Origin of the sequence: Streptomyces sp. Ag82_O1-12, assembly GCF_900182715.1 — a bacterium.
Lineage (GTDB): Bacteria > Actinomycetota > Actinomycetes > Streptomycetales > Streptomycetaceae > Streptomyces > Streptomyces massasporeus.
The window spans coordinates 7,445,360-7,470,034 of the sequence record NZ_FXUW01000001.1; the positions used below are offsets into that span (position 1 = coordinate 7,445,360).

The 24,675-nt window shown below is 71.4% G+C and carries 22 protein-coding genes; 21 read left to right on the plus strand and 1 reads right to left on the minus strand.

The annotated features are described in order from the left end of the window. Window positions 1-2: 2 nt before the first annotated feature. The 20 genes from QOL88_RS33900 (at window position 3) to QOL88_RS33990 (ending at window position 21,376) form a co-directional block, all read left to right on the plus strand. Entirely contained in the window at window positions 3-1,817 is a 1,815-nt protein-coding gene (locus QOL88_RS33900) for a DUF5941 domain-containing protein (protein ID WP_097222051.1), read from the plus strand. Beyond that, window positions 1,814-2,566, plus strand: a complete 753-nt coding sequence (locus QOL88_RS33905; RefSeq protein WP_097222052.1) for a phosphocholine cytidylyltransferase family protein — start codon at window positions 1,814-1,816, stop codon at window positions 2,564-2,566. Before QOL88_RS33900 ends, QOL88_RS33905 begins: the two co-directional genes overlap by 4 nt. Next, on the plus strand, window positions 2,554-3,615 hold the full coding sequence (locus tag QOL88_RS33910; protein WP_097222053.1) for an iron-containing alcohol dehydrogenase family protein: 1,062 nt from the start codon (window positions 2,554-2,556) through the stop codon (window positions 3,613-3,615). The genes QOL88_RS33905 and QOL88_RS33910 overlap by 13 nt, the downstream gene beginning before the upstream one ends. Then, window positions 3,593-4,372, plus strand: a complete 780-nt coding sequence (locus QOL88_RS33915; protein ID WP_078885076.1) for a CDP-alcohol phosphatidyltransferase family protein — start codon at window positions 3,593-3,595, stop codon at window positions 4,370-4,372. The genes QOL88_RS33910 and QOL88_RS33915 overlap by 23 nt, the downstream gene beginning before the upstream one ends. Window positions 4,373-4,377: 5 nt before the next feature. Next, entirely contained in the window at window positions 4,378-5,250 is an 873-nt protein-coding gene (locus QOL88_RS33920) for a glycosyltransferase family 2 protein (RefSeq protein WP_097222054.1), read from the plus strand. A 106-nt stretch (window positions 5,251-5,356) separates the two neighbouring features. Beyond that, window positions 5,357-6,286 carry an ABC transporter permease gene (locus QOL88_RS33925; protein ID WP_097222055.1) on the plus strand — a complete coding sequence of 310 codons (930 nt, stop codon included), beginning with the start codon at window positions 5,357-5,359 and terminating at the stop codon, window positions 6,284-6,286. After that, window positions 6,279-7,058 (plus strand): ABC transporter ATP-binding protein, encoded by a 780-nt coding sequence (locus QOL88_RS33930; protein WP_097222056.1) that lies wholly within the window; start codon window positions 6,279-6,281, stop codon window positions 7,056-7,058. Before QOL88_RS33925 ends, QOL88_RS33930 begins: the two co-directional genes overlap by 8 nt. Before the next feature lie 360 nt (window positions 7,059-7,418). Beyond that, window positions 7,419-8,321, plus strand: coding sequence for a squalene synthase HpnC (gene hpnC / locus QOL88_RS33935; protein ID WP_097222057.1), 903 nt, complete (start codon window positions 7,419-7,421; stop codon window positions 8,319-8,321). Then, a complete protein-coding gene (gene hpnD / locus QOL88_RS33940; RefSeq protein WP_097222058.1) occupies window positions 8,318-9,268 on the plus strand; it encodes a presqualene diphosphate synthase HpnD in 951 nt (316 codons plus the stop codon). Before hpnC ends, hpnD begins: the two co-directional genes overlap by 4 nt. A 191-nt stretch (window positions 9,269-9,459) precedes the next feature. Beyond that, window positions 9,460-9,612: a DUF6380 family protein gene (locus QOL88_RS39025; RefSeq protein WP_373559359.1), complete on the plus strand. Its 153-nt coding sequence runs from the start codon at window positions 9,460-9,462 to the stop codon at window positions 9,610-9,612. Next, window positions 9,609-11,021 carry a hydroxysqualene dehydroxylase HpnE gene (hpnE, locus tag QOL88_RS33945; protein WP_097222059.1) on the plus strand — a complete coding sequence of 471 codons (1,413 nt, stop codon included), beginning with the start codon at window positions 9,609-9,611 and terminating at the stop codon, window positions 11,019-11,021. The genes QOL88_RS39025 and hpnE overlap by 4 nt, the downstream gene beginning before the upstream one ends. Before the next feature lie 65 nt (window positions 11,022-11,086). Beyond that, window positions 11,087-12,154: a polyprenyl synthetase family protein gene (locus tag QOL88_RS33950; RefSeq protein WP_179879031.1), complete on the plus strand. Its 1,068-nt coding sequence runs from the start codon at window positions 11,087-11,089 to the stop codon at window positions 12,152-12,154. A gap of 122 nt (window positions 12,155-12,276) precedes the next feature. Next, window positions 12,277-14,334, plus strand: coding sequence for a squalene--hopene cyclase (gene shc / locus QOL88_RS33955; protein WP_097222061.1), 2,058 nt, complete (start codon window positions 12,277-12,279; stop codon window positions 14,332-14,334). Then, complete coding sequence (locus QOL88_RS33960; RefSeq protein ID WP_097222062.1) at window positions 14,334-14,975, plus strand: phosphorylase family protein; 642 nt, start codon at window positions 14,334-14,336, stop codon at window positions 14,973-14,975. Before shc ends, QOL88_RS33960 begins: the two co-directional genes overlap by 1 nt. A gap of 5 nt (window positions 14,976-14,980) precedes the next feature. Next, window positions 14,981-16,003, plus strand: a complete 1,023-nt coding sequence (gene hpnH / locus QOL88_RS33965) for an adenosyl-hopene transferase HpnH (RefSeq protein WP_097222063.1) — start codon at window positions 14,981-14,983, stop codon at window positions 16,001-16,003. 5 nt (window positions 16,004-16,008) lie between these two features. Continuing rightward, the gene (ispG, locus tag QOL88_RS33970) at window positions 16,009-17,166 is read left to right on the plus strand and encodes a flavodoxin-dependent (E)-4-hydroxy-3-methylbut-2-enyl-diphosphate synthase (protein WP_097222064.1); all 1,158 of its coding nucleotides are present in this window, start codon (window positions 16,009-16,011) and stop codon (window positions 17,164-17,166) included. A gap of 27 nt (window positions 17,167-17,193) precedes the next feature. Next, the gene (gene dxs / locus QOL88_RS33975; RefSeq protein WP_097222065.1) at window positions 17,194-19,089 is read left to right on the plus strand and encodes a 1-deoxy-D-xylulose-5-phosphate synthase; all 1,896 of its coding nucleotides are present in this window, start codon (window positions 17,194-17,196) and stop codon (window positions 19,087-19,089) included. Next, window positions 19,086-20,501, plus strand: a complete 1,416-nt coding sequence (locus QOL88_RS33980) for an aspartate aminotransferase family protein (protein ID WP_097222066.1) — start codon at window positions 19,086-19,088, stop codon at window positions 20,499-20,501. Before dxs ends, QOL88_RS33980 begins: the two co-directional genes overlap by 4 nt. Window positions 20,502-20,561: 60 nt before the next feature. Next, window positions 20,562-21,260 carry a helix-turn-helix domain-containing protein gene (locus QOL88_RS33985; RefSeq protein WP_257027969.1) on the plus strand — a complete coding sequence of 233 codons (699 nt, stop codon included), beginning with the start codon at window positions 20,562-20,564 and terminating at the stop codon, window positions 21,258-21,260. Beyond that, entirely contained in the window at window positions 21,257-21,376 is a 120-nt protein-coding gene (locus tag QOL88_RS33990; protein ID WP_037820178.1) for a DUF6126 family protein, read from the plus strand. Before QOL88_RS33985 ends, QOL88_RS33990 begins: the two co-directional genes overlap by 4 nt. A 16-nt stretch (window positions 21,377-21,392) precedes the next feature. On the opposite strand, the gene QOL88_RS33995 is transcribed toward QOL88_RS33990, so the two are convergent. Continuing rightward, a complete protein-coding gene (locus QOL88_RS33995; RefSeq protein ID WP_097222067.1) occupies window positions 21,393-22,190 on the minus strand; it encodes a tyrosine-protein phosphatase in 798 nt (265 codons plus the stop codon). A 180-nt stretch (window positions 22,191-22,370) separates the two neighbouring features. Here QOL88_RS33995 and QOL88_RS34000 point away from each other — a divergent pair, with 180 nt between their 5' ends. Then, a complete protein-coding gene (locus QOL88_RS34000; RefSeq protein ID WP_097222068.1) occupies window positions 22,371-24,446 on the plus strand; it encodes an alpha-galactosidase in 2,076 nt (691 codons plus the stop codon). Window positions 24,447-24,675 lie beyond the last annotated feature (229 nt).

Consider the following 24,675-nt stretch of genomic DNA (forward strand, 5'->3'; position numbering starts at 1 on the left):
GGTTGTCGACCGCCATCCTCACCGGCCAGCCGGTCCCCGGATCGTCGATCGAGGCCGACCTGCGATCCCTCGGGTTCGAGCTCCGGACCGCGGCCGACGCCGCCGAGGCCGAGACCCTCCTCGCCGAGGTGCCGGGCGACGAGCGGGTCGCCCTGGTCGACGCCCGCTTCGTGGGGCACGTGCACGCGCTGCGCCTCGGCCTCACCGACCCCCGCTTCCCGCTCGCCGGGATCCCCGGCGCCGTCACGGCCCAGCCCGCCGGGCGCCAGGCCCTGACCCGGGCGATGGCCCGCGAGAACTCCGCGGGCGGCGGCACCACCCTGGTCGCCAGCCTCGCGGACCGCATCCTCACCGCCCTCGACGCCGACGGCACCGGCGTGCACCGCCCCGAGCTGGGCAGCCTGGTGGCCGCCGTCCCCGCCGACCCGCAGGCCCGCAACGAGGCACGTCAGGCGGTGGCGGACGTCGACGACGAGGCCGTGCGCCTGAAGTCGGCCGTGAAGGCCCGCGACGGCTTCTTCACCACCCACTGCATCAGCCCCTACTCCCGCTACATCGCCCGCTGGTGCGCCCGCCGCGGCCTGACCCCCAACCAGGTCACCACCGCCTCGCTGATCACCGCCCTCATAGCGGCGGCCTGCGCGGCCACCGGCACCCGCGGCGGCTTCGTGGCGGCCGGCGTCCTGCTGATCGCGTCGTTCGTGCTGGACTGCACCGACGGCCAGCTCGCCCGCTACTCCCTGCAGTACTCCACGCTCGGCGCCTGGCTGGACGCCACCTTCGACCGGGCCAAGGAGTACGCCTACTACGCGGGCCTCGCCCTCGGAGCGGCCCGCGGCGGGGACGACGTATGGGCCCTCGCCCTCGGCGCCATGGTCCTGCAGACCTGCCGGCACGTCGTGGACTTCTCCTTCAACGAGGCCAACCACGACGCCACCGCCAACACCAGTCCCACCGCCGCCCTCTCCGACAAGCTCGACAGCGTCGGCTGGACGGTCTGGGTGCGGCGGATGATCGTCCTGCCCATCGGCGAGCGCTGGGCGATGATCGCCGTGCTCACGGCGGTCACCACCCCCCGCATCACCTTCTACGCGCTGCTCATCGGCTGCGCCTTCGCCGCGACGTACACCACGGCCGGCCGGGTGCTGCGCTCCCTGACCCGCAAGGCCAGGCGGACCGACCGGGCGGCCGGAGCCCTGGCCGACCTCGCCGACAGCGGCCCCCTCGCCCAGGGTTTCGCGGAGGCGCTCAAGAAGCCCGCCCGCAGGCTGCCGGGCTTCACCGCCCCCGTCATCGCCCTGCTCGGTGGTCTGGCCGTCGTCCTCACCGCGGCGCTGACGGACTTCGGCGGCCCCTGGCCGGTCATCGCGGCCATCGGCTACGCCCTGACCTCGGGCCTCGCCGTCGCCCGCCCCCTCAAGGGCGCCCTCGACTGGCTGGTCCCCCCGGTCTTCCGCGCCGCCGAGTACGGCACCGTCCTGGTCCTGGCGGCCAAGGCGGACGTGAACGGAGCCCTTCCCGCGGCCTTCGGGCTGGTGGCCGCGGTCGCCTACCATCACTACGACACCGTCTACCGCATCCGCGGCGACGCCGGAGCGCCCCCGGCCTGGCTGGTGCGCTCCATCGGAGGGCACGAAGGACGGACGCTGCTCGTCACCGTCCTCGCCGCGCTGCTCACCGCCTCGCAGTTCAAGGTCGCGCTCACGGCACTGGCCGTGGCCGTGGCCCTGGTGGTGCTCGTCGAGAGCATCCGCTTCTGGGTCGCCGCCCACCAGGGTGGCGCACCCGCCGTACACGATGAAGGAGAACCCGCATGATCGGCCTCGTGCTCGCGGCCGGCGCCGGACGGCGTCTGCGCCCCTACACCGACAGCCTCCCCAAGGCACTGGTGCCGGTGGGCCCCGCGGGCATAGAAGGCGAACCCACGGTTCTCGACCTGACCCTCGGCAACTTCGCCGAGATCGGTCTCACCGAGGTCGCGATCATCGTCGGCTACCGCAAGGAGGCCGTGTACGCGCGCAAGGAGGCCCTGGAGCAGAAGTACGGCCTCAAGCTCACCCTCATCGACAACGACAAGGCCGAGGAGTGGAACAACGCCTACTCCCTGTGGTGTGGGCGTGACGCCCTCAAGGACGGGGTGATCCTCGCCAACGGCGACACCGTCCACCCGGTCTCCGTCGAGAAGACGCTGCTCGCCGCCCGTGGCGACGGCAAGAAGATCATCCTCGCCCTCGACACGGTCAAGGACCTCGCGGACGAGGAGATGAAGGTCGTCGTCGCCCCCGAGAAGGGCATGACGAAGATCACCAAGCTGATGGACCCCGCCGAGGCCACCGGCGAGTACATCGGCGTCACCCTCATCGAGGGCGACGCCGCCCCCGAACTCGCCGACGCCCTCAAGGCCGTGTGGGAGACCGACCCGCAGCAGTTCTACGAGCACGGCTACCAGGAACTGGTCAACCGCGGCTTCCGCATCGACGTGGCGCCGATCGGCGACGTCAAGTGGGTGGAGATCGACAACCACGACGATCTCGCCCGCGGACGGGAGATCGCGTGCCAGTACTGACCCGGCTCATCCCCTCGCCGCTCGTCGTCGACATCCGCCCGGGTGCCCTCGACGACCTGGCATGCGTCCTCGCCGACGAGCGCATCTCGCCCTCCGGCCGTCTCGCCGTCGCCGTCAGCGGCGGCTCCGGCGCCAGGCTGCGCGAGCGCATCGCGCCGAGCATGCCCGGCGCCACCTGGTACGAGGTCGGTGGCGGCACCATCGACGACGCGGTCCGGCTGGCGAGCGACATAAAGGCCGGCCACTACGACGCCGTCGTGGGCCTCGGCGGCGGAAAGATCATCGACTGCGCCAAGTTCGCGGCGGCGCGCGTCGGCCTCCCCTTGGTCGCCGTCGCCACCAACCTCGCGCACGACGGCCTGTGCTCGCCGGTCGCCACCCTCGACAACGACGCGGGCCGCGGCTCCTACGGTGTGCCGAACCCGATCGCGGTCGTCATCGACCTCAACGTGATCCGTGAGGCCCCCGTCCGCTTCGTGCGCTCCGGCATCGGCGACGTCATCTCCAACATCTCCGCGGTCGCCGACTGGGAACTCGCCAACCGCGTCAAGGGCGAGAAGGTCGACGGCCTCGCCGCGGCGATGGCCCGCCAGGCCGGCGAGGCGGTGCTCCGGCACCCGGGCGGTGTCGGCGACGACGCCTTCCTGCAAGTGCTGGCCGAGGCACTGGTCCTCACCGGTATCGCCATGTCCGTGTCGGGCGACTCCCGCCCGTCCTCCGGCGCCTGCCACGAGATCAACCACGCCTTCGACCTGCTGTTCCCCAAACGGGCTGCCGCCCACGGCGAGCAGTGCGGACTGGGCGCGGCCTTCGCGATGTACTTGCGCGGCGCCCACGAGGAGTCGGCGTACATGGCCGAGGTGCTGCGCAGGCACGGGCTGCCCGTGCTGGCGGAGGAGATCGGCTTCACGACGGACGAGTTCGTCAAGGCCGTCGAGTTCGCCCCGGAGACCCGCCCCGGCCGTTACACCATCCTCGAACACCTCGACCTGAACACCGAACAGATCAAGGACATCTACGCCGACTATGTCAAGGCCATCGGTAGCTGAACTCCGCCCCGTCGTTCACCCCCCGGGGGTGAAGGACCGGCGCAGCGGTGAGCACTGGATGGGACGCCTCTACATGCGTGAGGTGTCCCTGCGGGTCGACCGTTACCTGGTCAACACCAGGGTCACGCCCAACCAGCTCACCTACCTGATGACCGTCTTCGGTGTGCTCGCGGCCCCGGCACTGCTCGTGCCGGGGATCGCGGGCGCCGTGCTGGGCGTCGTGTGCGTCCAGATGTATCTGCTGCTGGACTGCGTCGACGGTGAGATCGCGCGCTGGAAGAAGCAGTACTCCCTCAACGGCGTCTACCTGGACCGGGTCGGCGCCTACCTCACCGACGCGGCGGTGCTCACCGGCTTCGGCCTGCGCGCCGCCGACGTGTGGGGCAGCGGGCGCATCGACTGGCTGTGGGCCTTCCTAGGCACCCTGGCCGCCCTCGGCGCCATCCTGATCAAGGCGGAGACCGACCTCGTCGGCGTCGCCCGGCACCAGGCCGGCAAGCCCCCGGTCAAGGAGGCCGCCGCCGAGATGCGCTCCTCCGGCATGGCGCTGGCCCGCAAGGCCGCCGCCGCCCTGAACTTCCACCGCCTGATCCTCGGCATCGAGGCGTCCCTGCTGATCCTCGCGCTGGCGATCGTCGACCAGGTCCGCGGCGACCTGTTCTTCTCCCGGCTCGGCGTCGCCGTGCTCGCCGGCATCGCGCTGGTGCAGACCCTGCTGCACCTCGTGTCCATCCTCGCCTCCAGCAGGCTGAAGTGAGCGGCATGAAGGTCGGCGCCGTCATCATCACCATGGGCAACCGGCCCGAGGAGCTGCGCGCCCTGCTCGACTCCGTCGCCAAGCAGGACGGCGACCGCGTCGAGGTGGTCGTCGTCGGCAACGGCTCGCCCGTCCCGGACGTCCCCGAGGGCGTCCGCACCATCGAGCTGCCCGAGAACCTCGGCATCCCCGGCGGCCGCAACGTCGGCATCGAGGCCTTCGGCCCCGCCGGCCGGGACGTCGACGTCCTGCTCTTCCTGGACGACGACGGACTGCTCGCGGGTCACGACACCGCCGAGCTGTGCCGCAAGGCCTTCGACGCCGACCCGAAGCTCGGCATCGTGAGTTTCCGCATAGCCGACCCGGAGACCGGCGTCACCCAGCGCCGCCACGTCCCCCGGCTGCGCGCCGCCGACCCCATGCGCTCCTCGCGCGTGACGACCTTCCTCGGTGGCGCCAACGCCGTCCGCACCCGCGTCTTCGCCGACGTCGGCGGACTCCCGGACGAGTTCTTCTACGCCCACGAGGAGACCGACCTGGCATGGCGGGCCCTCGACGCGGGCTGGATGATCGACTACCGCTCCGACATGGTGCTCTACCACCCGACGACGGCTCCCTCGCGGCACGCGGTCTACCACCGCATGGTCGCCCGCAACCGCGTCTGGCTGGCCCGCCGCAACCTCCCCGCGCCGCTCGTCCCCGTCTACCTCGGCGTGTGGCTGCTGCTCACTCTGGTGCGCCGCCCCTCCCGCAGTGCGCTGCGGGCCTGGTTCGGCGGATTCCGTGAGGGCTGGACCACCTCGTGCGGCCCCCGCCGGCCCATGAAGTGGCGTACGGTGTGGCGGCTGACCCGGCTGGGCCGGCCCCCCGTCATCTGACAAGCTCGTATCCGGGAAAACCCGGGAGCCCCCGGGCCGTACCCTGGCCCCGGCTCATGCCGGACCCGGCACAGGCCGAGCATCTCGAAGACGAAAGTTTCCACTAGTGAGTGAGACAACGCACGACGCCACGGTCGCGATGAGCGCGCCCGCGGCGCCCGACGAGGGCCTCACGGCGAGGGAACTCGCCGCCAAGCACGGGCTCACCGTGAGCGGCGCCCGGCCGACCCTCATCGAGTACGTCCGTCAGCTCTGGGACCGGCGGCACTTCATCCTCGCCTTCTCCCGGGCGAAGCTGACCGCCCAGTACAGCCAGGCCAAGCTCGGCCAGCTGTGGCAGGTGGCCACGCCGCTGCTCAACGCGGCCGTCTACTTCTTCATCTTCGGCCTGCTCCTGGAGGCCGACCGGGGCCTGCCCCGCGAGGTGTACATCCCGTTCCTGGTCACGGGCGTGTTCGTGTTCACCTTCACGCAGAGCTCGGTGATGGCCGGCGTGCGCGCGATCTCCGGCAACCTCGGCCTGGTGCGGGCCCTGCACTTCCCGCGCGCCGCGCTGCCGATCTCCTTCGCGCTGCAACAGCTCCAGCAGCTGCTGTTCTCGATGATCGTGCTGTTCGCCGTCGCGATCGGCTTCGGCCACTACCCGGATCTGTCCTGGCTGCTGATCGTGCCGGTGCTGGTCCTGCAGTTCTGCTTCAACACCGGCCTCGCCCTGATCATGGCCCGGGCGGGCGCCAAGACCCCCGACCTCGCGCAGCTGATGCCGTTCGTGATGCGGACGTGGATGTACGGGTCCGGGGTGATGTTCTCCATCCCGATCTTCCTGGAGGGCAAGCCCCAGTGGATCGCGAACGTCCTGCAGTGGAACCCCGCGGCGATCTACATGGACCTGATGCGCTTCGCCCTCATCGACGAGTACGACTCGACGTACATGCCCGACCACGTCTGGGCGGCCGCGGGCGGCTGGGCCGTGCTGTTCGCCATCGGCGGCTTCGTGTACTTCTGGAAGGCGGAGGAGAGGTACGGCCGTGGCTGAGCAGCAACAGGACGCACGCATTCCCACCGTCGTCGCGGACGACCTCCACATCGTCTACCGCGTCAACGGCGCCAAGACCGGCAAGGGCAGCGCCACCGCCGCCCTCAGCCGCATCATCAAGCGCGGCGAAGAGCGCGGCGTGCGCAAGGTGCACGCCGTGCGCGGTGTCTCCTTCGTGGCGTACCGCGGTGAGGCCATCGGCCTGATCGGCTCCAACGGCTCCGGCAAGTCGACCCTGCTGCGGGCCATCGCCGGACTGCTCCCCGCCGAGCAGGGCAAGGTCTACACCGACGGCCAGCCGTCGTTGCTCGGTGTCAACGCGGCCCTGATGAACGACCTCACCGGCGAACGGAACGTCATATTGGGCGGGCTCGCCATGGGCATGTCCCGCGAGGAGATCAAGGAGCGGTACCAGGAGATCGTCGACTTCTCGGGCATCAACGAGAAGGGCGACTTCATCACCCTGCCCATGCGCACGTACTCCTCCGGCATGGCGGCCCGGCTCCGCTTCTCCATCGCCGCGGCCAAGGACCACGACGTCCTGATGATCGACGAGGCGCTGGCGACGGGCGACCGCAAGTTCCAGAAGCGCTCCGAGGACCGCATCCGGGAGCTGCGCAAGGAAGCCGGCACGGTGTTCCTGGTCAGCCACAACAACAAGTCCATCCGCGACACCTGCGACCGCGTCCTGTGGCTGGAGCGCGGCGAGCTGCGCATGGACGGCCCCACCGACGAGGTGCTCAAGGAGTACGAGAAGTTCACCGGCAAGTAGGCCCGATTCGGACAGGGCCCCGACGGAACTGCTCCGGCGGGGCCCCGCGTCTGCAAAGGAAACGTCAACTCCGGCCCATCTCAGGAATCTTGGGGCCAATCGGTGTGTTCTCGTGATGTGCGGGACACCCTGACGAACCGTGGCGCGTTGTACAACGTAAGCTGTACCGGTCCCGAAACACGGCAATCAGGGCGATAATGCGCGACACCGCCCGTCGTGCCATCGTGCGGACGGCTGGGCGGCGTGTCCGAAATAGTGTGTATTGGGTCGGCAGTGTAGAACGGGAGATGTGACGGCGATGGCTACGGAAACTCCCCAGCTCCACGCAGCACGTGCCGTCCCCGCGCCGGGCAGCCCACGGTGACGGGAACCGGCACGGCCCGCCCCCTCGACGCGGAGCGCGGCACGCTCGACAAGGCCGCCGGCGAGAACTTCCCGGTGGCCCCCTTCTTCCTGCCCCGGGCCTGGCGCACCGACCTCATGGCCGTCTACGGATTCGCCCGTCTGGTCGACGACATCGGCGACGGCGACCTGGCCCCCGGCGGCGTCGACGCCCGCCTGCTCGGTGTGTCCCCGCGGGAGACCGAGGACCGCCTGGTCCTGCTGGACGCGTTCGAGGCCGACCTGCGCCGCGTCTTCGACGCGACCCCGCGCCATCCCCTTTTGCGCCGTCTCCAGCCGACCGTGCGCCGCTGCGCGCTGACCCCCGAGCCGTTCCTCGGCCTGATCGCCGCCAACCGCCAGGACCAGCTGGTCGGCCGCTACGAGACCTACGACGACCTGCTCGCCTACTGCGAGCTCTCCGCCAACCCCGTCGGCCGCCTCGTCCTCGCCGTCACCGGTACCTCGACGCCCGAGCGGATCCGCCGCTCCGACCTGATCTGCACGGCCCTCCAGATCGTCGAGCACCTCCAGGACGTCGCCGAGGACCTCGGCCGCGACCGCGTCTACCTGCCCGCAACCGACATGAAACGCTTCCACGTCCAGGAAGCGGATCTCGCCACGAAATCCGCCGGAGCGTCGGTCCGTGCGCTGATCGCCTACGAAGCGCAAAGGGCCCGGGACCTCCTGAACGAAGGCGCCCCCCTGGTGGGTAGCGTCCAGGGCAGGCTGAAACTGCTGCTCGCGGGGTTCGTGGCGGGAGGAAGGGCGGCCGTCCACGCGATCGCCGCCGCCGAGTACGACGTACTTCCCGGCCCGCCCAAGCCCGGCAAGCTCCGGTTGCTGCGTGAGGTGGGCGTGACTCTGCGAGGAGAGGGGTGATCCGGACCGTGGAGTCGGAACCACACGCGTCCCCACCGGTACTCGCCGCCTACAGCTACTGCGAGGCCGTCACCGGGCGGCAGGCCCGTAACTTCGCCTACGGCATCCGCCTGCTGCCGACGCCGCAGCGCCGCGCGATGTCGGCGCTGTACGCGTTCTCGCGGCGGGTCGACGACATCGGGGACGGCGCGCTCGCCGACGACGTCAAGACGGCCAGGCTGGAGGAGACCCGGGCGCTGCTCACCCGGATCCGCGAGCACGAGGTCGGGGAGGACGACACCGATCCCGTGGCCGTCGCCCTCTCGCACGCGGCCGGGTACTTCCCGATCCCGCTCGGAGGTCTGGACGAGCTCATCGACGGCGTCCTGATGGACGTCCGCGGCGAGACCTACGAGACCTGGGACGACCTGAAGGTCTACTGCCGTTGCGTGGCGGGCGCCATCGGGCGTCTCTCGCTCGGCGTGTTCGGCACGGAACCGGGGGCGCGTGGCGTGGACCGCGCGCCGGAGTATGCCGACACGCTCGGACTCGCGCTCCAGCTCACCAACATCCTCAGAGACGTCCGCGAGGACGCCGTGGACGGGCGGACCTATCTGCCCGCCGACGATCTCGCCAAGTTCGGCTGCTCGTCCGGCTTCAGCGGGCCGCGGCCGCCCGAGGGCTCCGACTTCGCGGGCCTCGTGCACTTCGAAGTGCGACGGGCCCGCGCTCTGTTCGCCGAGGGCTACCGCCTGCTCCCCATGCTCGACCGGCGCAGCGGCGCCTGTGTGGCCGCCATGGCCGGCATCTACCGCCGCCTCCTCGACCGCATCGAACGCGACCCGGAGGCCGTGCTGCGCGGCCGGGTCTCCCTGCCCGGGCGGGAGAAGGCCTACGTCGCCGTGCGCGGCCTGTCGGGTCTCGACGCCCGGCACGTGACCCGACGGACCGTCAGGAGGCGTGCGTGACGACCGAACCGGTCCACACGACCCGAGCCGGGTGCCGGGCTCGCGCATGCCGCTTCCGGGCAGCGCCGGGAAGCGCGGCACCGCGCTCCCCGCAGACCCGCCATGAGACCGGGCCGGGGCCTTCTCCCGTCCGCCGACAGGGGCGGGCCGCGGCCGGCGACGCCCGGCCGGCCGGTTCAGCCCCCGCCTCGGTGGCCGGGCGCGGCCATGACGCCCCTCGCGGCCACGCCGTCGGAGACACGTGGCGGGCAACCCTCCGGCGCGCGGACGCGTCCCTGACGGAGACGGCCGGTCGTGCACCGTTGGAGCAGCACGCTCCGGCCATGGGGGAGGGTTCGCGATGACCCACGGCACACGGCCCGGGGGACCGGCGGCACAGGCGCGGCACACCGTCGTGGTGGGCGGCGGGCTCGCCGGTGTCACCACCGCGCTCGCGCTCGCGGACGCCGGGGTGCGCGTCACCCTGCTGGAGGGCAGGCCGCGGCTCGGCGGTCTGGCCTTCTCCTTCCAGCGCGGCGATCTCACCGTCGACAACGGCCAGCACGTCTACCTGCGCTGCTGCACCGCCTACCGCTGGTTCCTCGACCGCATCGAGGGCGCGGCTCTGGCCCCGCTGCAGGACCGGCTCGACGTACCCGTCCTGGACCTCGCCCGGCCCGAAGGGCGCCGCCTCGGCAGGCTGCGCAGGGACGCCCTGCCCGTGCCGCTGCACCTCGGGCGCAGCCTCGCCTCCTACCCGCACCTGTCGCTCGCCGACCGCGCCAGAGTGGGCCGGGCCGCACTCGCGCTCAAGGGGCTCGACCTCACCGACCCGGCGCTGGACACCCAGGACTTCGGCAGCTGGCTCGCCGCGCACGGCCAGTCGGCACGCGCCGTCGAGGCCCTGTGGGACCTGGTCGGGATCGCCACCCTCAACGCGGTCGCCTCCGACGCCTCCCTGGCGCTCGCCGCGATGGTGTTCAAGACCGGTCTGCTGTCAGACCCGGGCGCGGCCGACATCGGCTGGGCCCGGGTCCCGCTGGGCGACCTGCACGACCGGCTGGCCCGCAAGGCCCTCGACTCCGCGGGTGTCCGCACCGAGCTCCGCACCCGCGTCACCTCTCTCTCCGCGAAGGCGGACGGGCAGTGGACCGTCCAGGTCCCCGGCGAGACGCTGGAGGCCGACGCGGTGGTCCTCGCCGTACCGCAGCGCGAGGCGCACGACCTGCTGCCGGCGGGCGCCCTCGACGCGCCCGAGCGGCTTCTGGAGATCGGCACCGCGCCGATCCTCAACGTCCATGTGGTGTACGACCGCAAGGTCCTGGGCCGGCCGTTCTTCGCCGCCCTGAGCAGCCCCGTGCAGTGGGTCTTCGACCGGACCGACGCGTCCGGGCTGCGCGAGGGCCAGTACCTCGCCCTGTCGCAGTCGGTCGCCCAGGACGAGATCGACGAGCCCGTGGCCGTGCTGCGTGAGCGGTACCTGCCCGAGCTGGAGCGGCTGCTGCCCCTGGCCCGCGGCGCCGACGTGAGGGACTTCTTCGTCACCCGGGAGCGCACCGCCACGTTCGCTCCCACCCCCGGCGTCGGGCGCCTCAGGCCCCACGCCCGCACCAAGGCATCCGGCCTCTACCTGGCCGGAGCGTGGACCGCCACCGGGTGGCCCGCGACCATGGAGAGTGCGGTCCGCAGTGGTGTGAGCGCGGCGGACGCCGTGCTGGGCGCCCTGGGCCGGCCCCGTCCGCAAGCCCTCTTCGAGTTCGAGGAGGCGGCATGATGCCGGCTCAGGCCGGTGCGGCAGGCGGCCCCCGCACCCCCGGTACCGCAACAAGAGGAGAGACTGTGCCCACTGTGCCCCCGGCCTCGAAGACTGCCGAGGCGGTGGACGTGACCGCGCTGCTGGAGCGCGGCCGGACCCTGGCCACTCCGGTACTGAGGGCGGCCGTCGACCGCCTGGCACCTCCCATGGACACTGTTGCCGCCTACCACTTCGGCTGGATCGACGCCCAGGGCAGGCCCGCGGAGGGGGACGGCGGCAAGGCCGTGCGCCCCGCCCTCGCGGTGCTGTCCGCCGAGGTCATGTCGGCCGCCCCCGAGACCGGCATCCCCGGCGCCGTCGCCGTGGAACTCGTCCACAACTTCTCCCTCCTCCACGACGACCTCATGGACGGCGACGAGCAGCGCCGTCACCGCGACACGGTCTGGAAGGTGCACGGCCCCGCCCAGGCCATCCTGGTCGGCGACGCCCTGTTCGCCCTCGCCAACGAGGTACTCCTCGAACTCGGCACCGTCGAGGCCGGCCGCGCCACCCGCCGCCTGACCACCGCCACCCGCGCCCTGATCGACGGCCAGGCCCAGGACATCTCCTACGAGCACCGCGACCGCGTCAGCGTCGAGGAATGCCTGGAGATGGAGGGCAACAAGACCGGCGCCCTGCTCGCCTGCGCCAGCTCCATCGGCGCGGTCCTCGGCGGCGCCGACGACCACACCGCCGACACCCTCGAGAAGTACGGCTACCACCTGGGCCTCGCCTTCCAGGCCGTCGACGACCTGCTCGGCATCTGGGGCGACCCGGTCTCCACCGGCAAGCAGACGTGGAGCGACCTGCGCCAGCGCAAGAAGTCCCTGCCGGTCGTGGCGGCCCTCGCGGCGGGTGGCCCGGCCTCGGAGCGGCTCGGCGAGCTCCTCGCCGCCGACGCCAAGAGCAGCGACTTCGAGAACTTCTCCGAGGAGGAGTTCGCGGCTCGCGCCGCCCTCATCGAGGAGGCCGGCGGTCGCGAGTGGACCGCCGACGAGGCACGCCGTCAGCACACCATCGCCATCGAAGCCCTCGACGCCGTCGACATGCCCGACCGGGTGCGGGAGCAGTTCACGGCCCTCGCGGACTTCGTCGTCGTACGGAAGAGATGATCACTATCGGCCGAATAGCCCTCGCGTAGTCGCCGGCCGGTGCCGCGAGTCATCACGGAGCACCGGCCGACGGCGGACCCACAGCAGCTGCACACCTTGCACCACTGCACGAAGGGGAAGCCATGACAGCGACGACCGACGGAAGCACCGGGGCCCTGCCACCCCGCGCCGCCGCGGCCAGCGACACCGACACGCACACCCCCGGGGCGGCCGGGGTACCGGAAGCCGCCGCACGCGCCGCCCGGCGCGCCACCGACTTCCTGCTCTCCCTCCAGGACGCCGAGGGCTGGTGGAAGGGCGACCTCGAGACCAACGTCACCATGGACGCCGAGGACCTGCTGCTCCGTCAGTTCCTCGGCATCCGCGACGAGAAGACCACGCGGGCCGCCGCCCTCTTCATCCGCGGCGAGCAGGGCGAGGACGGCACCTGGGCCACCTTCTACGGCGGACCGAGCGAACTGTCCGCCACCATCGAGGCGTACGTAGCCCTCCGCCTGGCCGGTGACGCCCCCGACGCCCCGCACATGGCCCGGGCCTCCGCCTGGATCCGCGCGCAGGGCGGCATCGCCGCCGCCCGGGTCTTCACCCGGATCTGGCTGGCCCTGTTCGGCTGGTGGAAGTGGGAGGACCTGCCCGAACTCCCGCCGGAGCTCGTCTTCTTCCCGAAGTGGATGCCGCTCAACATCTACGACTTCGGCTGCTGGGCGCGGCAGACCATCGTCCCGCTGACGATCGTCTCCGCGAAGCGGCCGGTACGCCCCGCACCCTTCCCGCTCGACGAGCTGCACACCGACCCGGACCTTCCCAACCCGCCCAAGCCCCTGGCGCCGCCGTTCAGTTGGGACGGGGCGTTCCAGCGGATGGACAAGGGCCTGCACGCCCTGCGGAAGGTCGCCCCGCGCCGGCTGCGCAGAGCCGCCATGAACAGCGCCGCCCGCTGGATCATCGAGCGACAGGAGAACGACGGCTGCTGGGGCGGCATCCAGCCCCCCGCCGTGTACTCCGTCATCGCCCTGCACCTGCTCGGCTACGACCTCGAACACCCCGTGATGCGCGAAGGGCTGGCGTCCCTGGACCGGTTCGCCGTGTGGCGCGAGGACGGGGCCCGGATGATCGAGGCCTGCCAGTCGCCGGTGTGGGACACCTGCCTGGCCGCGATCGCCCTCGCCGACGCCGGACTGCCCGCCGATCACCCGCAGTTGGTGAAGGCGGCCGACTGGATGCTGGGCGAGGAGATCGTCCGGCCCGGCGACTGGTCAGTGAAGCGGCCCGGACTGCCGCCCGGAGGCTGGGCGTTCGAGTTCCACAACGACAACTACCCCGACATCGACGACACCGCCGAGGTGATCCTCGCGCTGCGCCGGATCGCCCACCACGACCCGGAGCGGCTGGACCGGGCCGCCGCGCGCGGCATGCGCTGGACGCTCGGCATGCAGTCGAAGAACGGCGCCTGGGCCGCCTTCGACGTCGACAACACCAGCCCCTTCCCGAACCGGCTGCCGTTCTGCGACTTCGGCGAGGTCATCGACCCGCCCTCCGCCGACGTCACGGCGCACGTCGTCGAGATGCTCGCGGTCGAGGGACTCGCCCACGACCCGCGCACCCGCCGCGGTATCGAATGGCTGCTGGCCGAGCAGGAACCGGACGGCTCGTGGTTCGGACGCTGGGGCGTGAACTACGTCTACGGCACCGGGTCCGTCGTCCCCGCCCTCGCCGCCGCCGGCATCCCCGCCGCGCACCCGGCGATCCGGCGGGCGGTGGCCTGGCTGGAGTCGGTCCAGAACGACGACGGCGGCTGGGGCGAGGACCTGCGCTCCTACAAGCACGTCAGGGAATGGAGCGGCCGGGGCGCCTCGACCGCCTCGCAGACGGCGTGGGCGCTGATGGCCCTGCTCGCGGCGGGGGAGCGGGAATCCAAGGCCGTCGAACGCGGCGTCGAGTGGCTCGCGGCGACCCAGCGGGCGGACGGCTCCTGGGACGAGCCGTACTTCACGGGGACGGGCTTCCCATGGGACTTCTCGATCAACTACCACCTCTACCGGCAGGTGTTCCCGCTCACCGCGCTCGGTCGCTATCTGCACGGCGAGCCCTTCGCCGAGAAGCCCCGCGGGAGCGGGCAGGCCGGTGCCCTCCCGGGGAGCGGGACCGGCAAGCCGCTCACCGAGGCCCAGGGGAGCTGATGAGGACACAGCCCGCCCCGGTCCCGCTGCTGATCGCCTGCGCGCTCGGCATCGAGCAGTTCGCCCTGCGCGCGGGCGGCCGGGGCGGGGCCGACGGGCCGGTCACGGTCCTGCGGACGGGCATGGGACCGGCCGCCGCCGAGCGGGCCGTCACCCGCGTGCTGGCCGACCCGGCCCTGCGCGACGCCGCCGTCCTGGCCACCGGCTTCTGCGCGGGTCTCGCGCCCGGTATGCACCCCGGCGATCTCGTCGTCGCCGAGGAGACCCGCGACCCGCGTGGCACGACCCCCTGCGTGGGGACCGAGCTGCTGGTCAAGGAGCTGACCCGGGCGCTGCCCGGGCGGACGGTGCACACCGGGCCGCTGACCTGCTCCGACCACGTGGTGCGGGGTCCCGAACGGGCCGCGCTGCGCGCGACCGGCGCGATCGCGGTCGACATGGAGTCCGCCGTCACGCTCCTGAGCGCCGTGCGAGCGGGCGAGCGCCCGGTTGCGGCCGTCCGGGTGGTCGTGGACGCTCCTGAACATGAACTCGTCCGGATCGGCACGGTGCGCGGTGGAATATCAGCTTTCCGTGTTCTTCGTTCCGTCCTTCCCGCTTTCTTCGAATGGCACCGTTCCTTGCTGCTCCCCAGGAGGTGAGCCAGATGGCCATGCCGCTCCGACAGTCCATCAAGGTCGCTACATACTTGGCTGAACAGAAGATCCGCCGACGGGACAAGTTCCCGCTGATCGTCGAGCTGGAGCCGCTGTTCGCCTGCAATCTCAAGTGCGAGGGGTGCGGCAAGATCCAGCATCCGGCCGGGGTGCTCAAGCAGCGGATGCCGGTCGCCCAGGCCGTGGGGGCGGTCATGGAATCCGGCGCCCCGATGGTGTCCATCGCCGGCGGCGAGCCGCTGATGCACCCGCAGATCGACGAGATCGTCCGCCAGCTCGTGGCCAAGCGGAAGTACGTCTTCCTCTGCACCAACGCGATGCTGCTGCGTAAGAAGATGGACAAGTTCACGCCGTCGCCCTACTTCGCCTTCGCGGTGCACATCGACGGCCTGCGCGAGCGGCACGACGAGTCGGTCGCCAAGGAGGGCGTGTTCGACGAGGCCGTGGAGGCGATCAAGGAGGCCAAGCAGCGCGGCTTCCGGGTCACCACCAACTCGACCTTCTTCAACACCGACACCCCGCAGACCATCGTCGAGGTGCTGAACTTCCTCAACGACGACCTCCAGGTCGACGAGATGATGATCTCGCCCGCCTACGCCTACGAGAAGGCCCCCGACCAGGAGCACTTCCTCGGCGTGGAGCAGACCCGCGAGTTGTTCAAGAAGGCCTTCTCCGGCGGCAACCGGCGGCGCTGGCGGCTCAACCACTCCCCGCTCTTCCTGGACTTCCTGGAGGGCAAGGTCGACTTCCCCTGCACCGCGTGGGCGATCCCGAACTACTCGCTCTTCGGCTGGCAGCGCCCCTGCTACCTGATGAGCGACGGGTACGTGCCGACGTACCGGGAGCTGGTCGAGGACACCGACTGGGACAAGTACGGCCGCGGCAAGGACCCGCGCTGCGCCAACTGCATGGCGCACTGCGGCTACGAGCCCACCGCCGTCCTCGCCACCATGGGATCGCTGAAGGAGTCCCTGCGCGCCATGCGCGAGACGGTCTCCGGGAACCGGGAGTAGATGCCATGACCGCCATTTCGCTGGGTGTCCCCGAGGTGCCGGCCCGGCCGATCGCCGAGCGGCGCCTCTCGCGCCGGATCCAGGTCGGTCCGGTGGCCGTCGGGGGCGGGGCCCCGGTGTCGGTGCAGTCGATGACGACGACCCGGACGTCGGACATCGGCGCCACGCTGCAGCAGATCGCGGAGCTGACCGCGTCCGGCTGCCAGATCGTCCGGGTCGCCTGCCCCACGCAGGACGACGCGGACGCCCTGGCGACCATCGCCCGCAAGTCGCAGATCCCGGTGATCGCGGACATCCACTTCCAGCCGAAGTACGTGTTCGCGGCCATCGAGGCAGGCTGCGCGGCCGTCCGCGTCAACCCCGGCAACATCAAGCAGTTCGACGACCGGATCAAGGAGATCGCCCAGGCGGCGAAGGACCACGGCACGCCGATCCGCATCGGCGTCAACGCCGGGTCGCTGGACCGGCGCCTGCTCCAGAAGTACGGCAGGGCGACCCCGGAGGCGCTCGTGGAGAGCGCGCTGTGGGAGGCGTCCCTGTTCGAGGAGCACGGCTTCCGCGACATCAAGATCTCCGTCAAGCACAACGACCCGGTCGTCATGATCGAGGCGTACCGGCAGCTGGCCGAGAGGTGCGACTACCCGTTGCACCTGGGCGTGACGGAGGCCGGGCCCGCCTTCCAGGGCACGATCAAGTCGGCGGTGGCGTTCGGGGCGCTGCTGTCGCGGGGCATCGGCGACACGATTCGGGTGTCGCTGTCCGCGCCGCCGGCCGAGGAGGTCAAGGTCGGCATCCAGATCCTGCAGTCCCTCGGGCTCAAGGAGCGCCGGCTGGAGATCGTGTCGTGCCCGTCCTGCGGGCGCGCCCAGGTCGACGTCTACAAGCTGGCCGAGGAGGTCACGGCCGGGCTCGACGGCATGGAGGTGCCGCTGCGGGTCGCCGTCATGGGGTGTGTGGTCAACGGGCCCGGCGAGGCGCGGGAGGCCGATCTGGGGGTCGCCTCCGGCAACGGCAAGGGGCAGATCTTCGTCAAGGGCGAGGTCATCAAGACCGTCCCCGAGTCCAAGATCGTCGAGACGCTGATCGAAGAGGCGATGAAGATCGCCGAGCAGATGGAGCAGGACGGCGTGGAGTCGGGGGAGCCGGCCGTCACCGTGAGCTGAGCAGCACGGAACCGAAGGGGGCCCGACGTGACGATTCTGGAGAGCATCCGGGGACCACGCGACCTGAAGGCGCTGTCCGAGGCGGAACTGGGGGAACTGTCGGAAGAGATTCGGGAGTTCCTGGTGCACGCGGTCGCCAGGACCGGCGGCCATCTGGGACCCAACCTGGGCGTGGTGGAGCTGACCATCGCCCTGCACCGGGTCTTCGAGTCGCCGGCCGACCGCATCCTGTGGGACACCGGCCACCAGAGCTACGTCCACAAACTCCTGACCGGCCGCCAGGACTTCTCCAAGCTGCGCGGCAAGGGCGGCCTGTCCGGCTACCCCTCGCGCGAGGAGTCCGAGCACGACGTCATCGAGAACAGCCACGCCTCCACCGCCCTCGGCTGGGCCGACGGGCTCGCCAAGGCCCGCCAGGTGCGGGGCGAGAAGGGCCATGTCGTCGCGGTCATCGGCGACGGGGCTCTCACCGGCGGCATGGCCTGGGAGGCCCTGAACAACATCGCGGCCGCCAAGAACCGCCCGCTGATCATCGTCGTCAACGACAACGAACGCTCCTACGCCCCCACCATCGGCGGCCTCGCCAACCACCTCGCGACCCTGCGCACGACCGACGGTTACGAGCGGGTCCTCGCCTGGGGCAAGGACGTCCTCCAGGGCACGCCTCTGGTCGGCGGCACCCTCTACGAGGCCCTGCACGGCGCCAAGAAGGGCTTCAAGGACGCGTTCGCCCCGCAGGGCCTCTTCGAGGACCTGGGCCTGAAGTACGTGGGTCCGATCGACGGGCACGACACCGGGGCCGTGGAGTCCGCGCTGCGGCGCGCCAAGCGCTTCCACGGGCCGGTGCTCGTGCACTGCCTCACGGAGAAGGGCCGCGGCTACGAGCCCGCCCTCGCCCACGAGGAGGACCACTTCCACACCGTCGGCGTGATGGACCCGCTGACCTGCGCACCGCTCTCGCCGTCGGGCGGGCCCTCCTGGACCTCGGTGTTCGGCGAGGAGATCGTCAGGATCGGCGAGGAGCGCGAGGACGTGGTGGCGATCACCGCCGCCATGCTGCGTCCCGTCGGCCTGGGCGCTTTCGCCGAGCGGTTCCCGGACCGGGTCTGGGACGTCGGCATCGCCGAGCAGCACGCGGCCGTGTCCGCGGCCGGCCTGGCGACGGGCGGACTGCACCCGGTCGTCGCCGTCTACGCCACCTTCCTCAACCGGGCCTTCGACCAGCTGCTCATGGACGTGGCCCTGCACCGCTGCGGGGTGACCTTCGTCCTGGACCGGGCCGGGGTCACCGGCGTCGACGGGGCCTCCCACAACGGCATGTGGGACATGTCCGTCCTCCAGGTCGTGCCCGGACTGCGCATCGCCGCGCCGCGCGACGCCGACCAGCTGCGGGCCCAGCTGCGCGAGGCCGTCGCCGTGGACGACGCGCCGACCCTTGTGCGCTTCCCGAAGGAGTCCGTCGGCCCGTCGATCCCGGCGGTCGACCGGGTGGGCGGGCTGGACGTACTGCACCGTTCCCCCGCGCCGCAGGTCCTCCTGGTGGCCGTCGGTGTGATGGCGCCCGTCTGTCTCCAGGCCGCCGAACTGCTCGAAGCGCGCGGCATCGGCTGCACCGTCGTCGACCCCCGCTGGGTCAAGCCCGTCGACCCGGCGCTCCCGGGCCTCGCCGCCGAGCACTGTCTGGTGGCCGTCGTCGAGGACAACAGCCGCGCGGCCGGGGTCGGTTCGGCCGTGGCGCTGGCCCTGGGCGACGCCGACGTCGACGTGCCGGTACGGCGGTTCGGCATCCCCGAGCAGTTCCTCGCCCACGCCAAGCGCGCAGAGGTGCTCGCCGACATCGGCCTGACACCCGTCGAGATCGCCGGACGGATCGGCGCGAGCCTGGCCGTCAAGGAAGAGCTGTCCAAGGAGCCACAGGAATGACAACCGCCGAGTCCGCGTCGGAGTCGTCGCAGGCCGGGGAGTTCGACCTCGGCAAGCTGCTGGCCGAGCGCGGGGCCGAACGCTACGAACTGCACACCCGGTACCTCAACCACCAGCTCCCGCGCATGCTGCACACCATCGGCTTCGACAAGGTCTACGAGCGCGCCGAGGGCGCCTACTTCTGGGACGCGGACGGCAACGACTACCTGGACATGCTCGCCGGGTTCGGGGTGATGGGCCTCGGTCGCCACCACCCCGTGGTGCGCAAGGCGGTGCACGACGTCCTGGACGCCCAGCTCGCCGATCTCACCCGCTTCGACTGCCAGCCGCTGCCGGGCCTGCTGGCGGAGAAGCTGCTCGCGCACAGCCCGCACCTGGACCGGGTGTTCTTCGGCAACAGCGGCACCGAGGCCGTCGAGGGCGCCCTGAAGTTCGCCCGGTTCGTCACCGGCAGGCCCAGGATCCTGTACTGCGCGCACGCCTTCCACGGCCTGACCACCGGTTCCCTCTCCGTGAACGGCGAGTCCGGCTTCCGCGACGGCTTCGCCCCGCTGCTGCCCGACACGGCCGTCCCGCTCGGCGACCTCGACGCGCTGGAGAGGGAGCTGAGGAAGGGCGACGTCGCCGCGCTGATCGTCGAGCCGATCCAGGGCAAGGGCGTCCTCACGGGCCCGCCCGGCTGGCTGCGGGCCGCCCAGGAGCTGCTGCACCGGCACAAGGCGCTGCTCATCGCCGACGAGGTCCAGACCGGCCTCGGCCGGACCGGCGACTTCTACGCCTACCAGCACGAGGACGGCGTCGAACCCGATCTGGTGTGCGTCGCCAAGGCGCTCTCCGGCGGCTATGTGCCGGTCGGGGCCACGATCGGCAAGGACTGGATCTTCAAGAAGGTCTACTCGTCCATGGACCGCGTCCTCGTCCACTCGGCGAGCTTCGGGTCCAACGCGCAGGCCATGGCGGCGGGCCTCGCGGTGCTGTCGGTGATGGAGAACGAGCAGATCGTCGCGAACGTCCGGGCCACCGGGGAGCGGCTCAGATCCCGGCTGGCCGCGCTCACGGACCGGTACGAGATGCTCGCCGAGGTCCGGGGCCGGGGCCTGATGATCGGCATCGAGTTCGGACGCCCCAGGTCGCTGAAGCTGCGCAGCCGCTGGGCCATGCTCCAGGCCGCCCGCAAGGGGCTCTTCGCGCAGATGGTCGTCGTGCCGCTGCTGCAACGGCACCGGATCCTCACCCAGGTCTCCGGCGACCACATGGAGGTGATCAAGTTGATCCCGCCGCTGATCATCGGTGAGCGGGAGGTGGACCGGTTCGTCGACGCCTTCACGGCCGTGATGGACGATGCGCACAACGGCGGGCTGGTGTGGGACTTCGGCAAGACCCTGGTCAAGCAGGCGGTGGCCAACCGGTAGCGGATTTGCCTGAGAGGCAAGAAATTTGCCGGTGAGGCAAAGGTCCGGCTGAATGGAGGCATGAGCCCCTCCGAGACCGAGCGGCCCTCCGGGGCCGGCTCGCCGTCCGAACCCACGTCGCCGTCGGAACCCGCGTCGCCATCCGAACCGGCGTCGCCGTCCGAACCCGCGCCCGGTGCGCTGCCCGCCGTCGCGCCCCAGCTGCGGGCCCTGCGGCGTCAGGCCTCCCTCACCCTGGAGGCCGCGGCCCGCGCCGCCGGGCTGTCGCCCGCCCACCTCTCCCGTCTGGAGACCGGGCAGCGCCAGCCCTCGCTGCCGATGCTGCTCGCGCTCGCCCGGGTCTACGGTACGACCGTCGCCGAACTGCTCGGCGAGACGGTCGCCGGACGGGACGCCGTCATCCGCGCGGCCGACATGGAACCCACGGCGGCCGGCGGCTGGACCTACTGGCAGGCCGGCGCCCCGGGCCGCGGGATGCAGGCCCTGCGGGTCCACGTCCCCCACGGTTCCCAGGGCGACGTCGTACGCGTCCACCCCGGCGAGGAGTGGCTCCATGTGCTGCGCGGCCGGCTGCGGCTGCGCCTCGGGGACACCACGCACCGGCTGGCGGCCGGCGACAGCGCCCACTTCGACTCGCTCACCCCGCACCGGATCGCGGCCGAGGACCACGACGGCGTCGACCTGCTCTTCGTCCACACCCTGCTGCAGAGCCCCACGGCCGCACTGTGCCTGGGCCCCACCCCTGGAGACGCGTCATGAGCGACATGGAGGAGAAGTTCCCCCGCGCCCTGTGGGTGAGGCTGTTCGTCTACCTCATCGCCGGCCACATCTTCGCCGCGTTCGTGTACCTGCTCTTCGCGCTCGGCGCGAAGTAGCCCCTGTCCCGGCCTCTCAGGCGAGGAGCCGCTCGCGCAGCCGCTCCCGGGTCTCCGGGGTGAGGTCCAGCCCCTTCTCCAGGTAGGCGTCGACGCCGCCCCAGGTCTCCTCGATGGTGTCGAAGGCCGCCGTCAGATACTCGGCGCGCGCGTCGAAGAGGGGGCTGAGCAGCTCCATGACCTCGGGGGAGTAGGCCGAGGCGGCGGAGCTGCTGCGGTGCACCTTGTAACGGCGGTGCTTGGCGTTCGACTTCAGGTAGTCCTCGACGATCGCCTCGCGCTCGACGCCCACCGCCAGCAGCGTCACCGCGACCGACAGACCCGCGCGGTCCTTGCCCGCAGCGCAGTGCATCAGCGCGGGGACGCTGTCCTGCGCGAGCGCGTGCAGCACCCGGGAGTGCTCGTCCGTGCGGTGCTTGATGATCGTGCGGTACGAGGCGATCATGCGACCCGCGCCCTTGCCGTCCGACAGGATCTCGCGCAGCTGGTCCAGGTCGCCGTCGCGGACCATCTTCCAGAACTCGGCGCCGTCGGCGGGGTCGCTCAGCGGCAGGTTCACATTGCGCACGCCGGGCAGCGCGACGTCCGGCCCTTCGAGCTTCTGGTCGGCCGCGTTGCGGAAGTCGAAGATCGTGTGCAGGCCCAGAGTCGTCAGGAAGGCGGCGTCCTCCCCGGTCGCATGGGCGAGGTGGCCGCTGCGGAACAGCACTCCCTGGCGCACCCGCCGTCCGTCCACGGTCGGAAGTCCGCCCACATCACGGAAGTTGCGCACTCCGGCCAGCTCGGGCTCGGTCGACGGGACCTGCTGTGTCACGAGGGCTCCTCCCCTTCGGCGCCGCCGCCGCGGCTCGTCGGCGGGCACGACTCGACGATACGACATGCCTGCCTGGGGCAATGAGTTGTCCACAGGGCGTTGCCCGGAGCCCCCGCGGCCCTTGATGATGTTGCCGCCTGGTCGCACCTGGTCGGGCTTGTTCGAATCTGTGAGGGCGCGATGCTGGACATCTCTGAAGACGGTTGTACGTGGGTGCTCTCCGGGCCGGCCAGCAGCTACGCCGTCCATGTCACCGACCGGGACGAGCTGCTGCACCTGCACTGGGGCCCCCGGATCGGCCTCGCCGACGCCGAGGCCCTCGCCGTCCGGCCGCTGCCGGACTACTGGCCCTTCGAGTCCCCGCTCGACGGACGCGAGGAGTACCCGGTCGAGGGCGGACCCCGTTTCGTCCGCCCCGCCCTGTCCGTGCGCGCGGCCGGGCGGCGCGGCACCGAGTGGGTCCATGAGGGGTACGACACCGAGGACGGCGAGCTGCGGCTCCGGTTCCGTGACGGGGACCTCGCCATCACGCTGCACTACCGCATGCGCTCCTCGACGGACGTCGTCGAGCGGTGGGTGACCCTGGCCAACCGCGGGCCGGCCCTCGAACTGCTGCGCGCCGACTCCGCCACCTGGACCCTTCCCGACCGCGACGCCTGGCGGCTGTCCCAGCTGCACGGCCGCTGGGGCGCCGAGTCCCGGCTGACGCGCTCCGGTCTCACCCACGGCGAGAAGGTCATCGGCAGTCGCCGCGGCCACACCTCGCACCAGCACCTGCCGTGGGTCGCCCTCGACACCCACGCCACCGAGGAGCACGGCGAGGTCTACAGCTGCGCCCTCGGCTGGTCCGGGTCGTGGCGCATCGCCGTGGCCCAGCTGCCGGACGCGCGCGTGCAGATCACCGGCGGCGCCGGCCACGACGACTCGGGCCTGCTGACGCTGGGCACGGGGGAGTCGTACACGACCCCCGTCTTCGCCGGGCTCTGGAGCGACGGCGGCTTCGGCGGGGCCAGCCGCGCCTGGCACGCCTACCAGCGGGCGCATGTCGTCCCGGACGCCGAGCGGGACCGGCCGGTGCTGTTCAACTCCTGGGAGGCCACCGAGTTCGACATCTCCGAGGAGCAGCAGCGGGCGCTCGCCGAGCGGGCCGCGGCCATGGGAGTCGAGCTGTTCGTCGTCGACGACGGCTGGTTCGGGGCGCGCACCAGCGACCGGGCCGGGCTCGGCGACTGGACCCCCAACCCCGACCGCTTCCCGGGCGGACTGAAGCCGCTCGCCGACCATGTGCACGGCCTGGGCATGCGGTTCGGGATCTGGGTCGAGCCCGAGATGGTCAATCCGGACAGCGACCTGTACCGCGCGCACCCCGACTGGGTCCAGTACCAACCAGGACGAAAGCGGACGGAATTCCGCAATCAGCTCGTGCTCAACCTCGCCCGCGAGGACGTCCGGGAGTACCTCTGGGAGCAGCTCCACGGGCTTCTCTCCAGCGCTCCCGTCGACTACGTCAAGTGGGACTTCAACCGCTGTTTCACCGACGCCGGCTGGCCGGACGACCCGTACCCGCAGCGGCTGTGGGTCGACCATGTGCACGGCCTGTACGCCCTGCTGGACCGGCTTCGGGCCGCCCACCCGGGCGTGGCCTTCGAGTCCTGCTCGGGCGGCGGCGGCCGGATCGACCTCGGTGTGCTGAGCCGCACGGACCAGGTGTGGACCTCGGACAACACCGACCCGCTCGACCGGCTCGCCATCCAGCACGGCTTCAGTCAGATCCACCCGGCCCGGGTCATGGCCGCCTGGGTCACCGACAGCCCGAACGCCATGCTCAACCAGCGGGCCAGCTCCCTGCGGTTCCGGTTCGTCAGCGCCATGGCCGGGGTGCTCGGCGTCGGCGGCGACCTCACGCGGTGGACGGAGGAGGAGCTCGCCGAGGCGCGGGAGTGGGTGGCGCTCTACAAGGAGATCCGGCCCGTGGTGCAGCGCGGCGACCTGTACCGGCTGCGTCCCCCGGAGGGCGGCGCCAGTGCCGTGCAGTACGTCCTCGGCGACGAGATCGTCGTCCTCGCCTGGCTCCAGGCGCAGCGCTACGGCGAGCCCGTGCCGGCGCTCCTGCTGCGCGGTCTCGACCCGGCATCCTCGTACGAATGCCTCGAAACGGGCGAAGTTCACCGAGGGGCCGTACTGCTGCATCACGGACTTCGCGTCGGCCTGCGCGGGGATCTGGACGCCGCGGTCGTCCGGCTTAAGCGGAAGTAGTCGTTCTGTCCGAATAGGGAGCTTAGGCCGCTAAGGGATAACGTGCCCCGATCGTCAAGGAGATGAGGCCGGGGTGCGTGACCATCGTCATATTCGTGACGATGTGTTGTCGCCATGTTCACGTAATTCTGGCGTTATTCAGGCCCATTGACGAATGGCGGAGATCGGTAATCCACGCTCGGTGACGGCACTTGTGCCGACGCGTCAGGAAAAACACCGTCACGGGCAA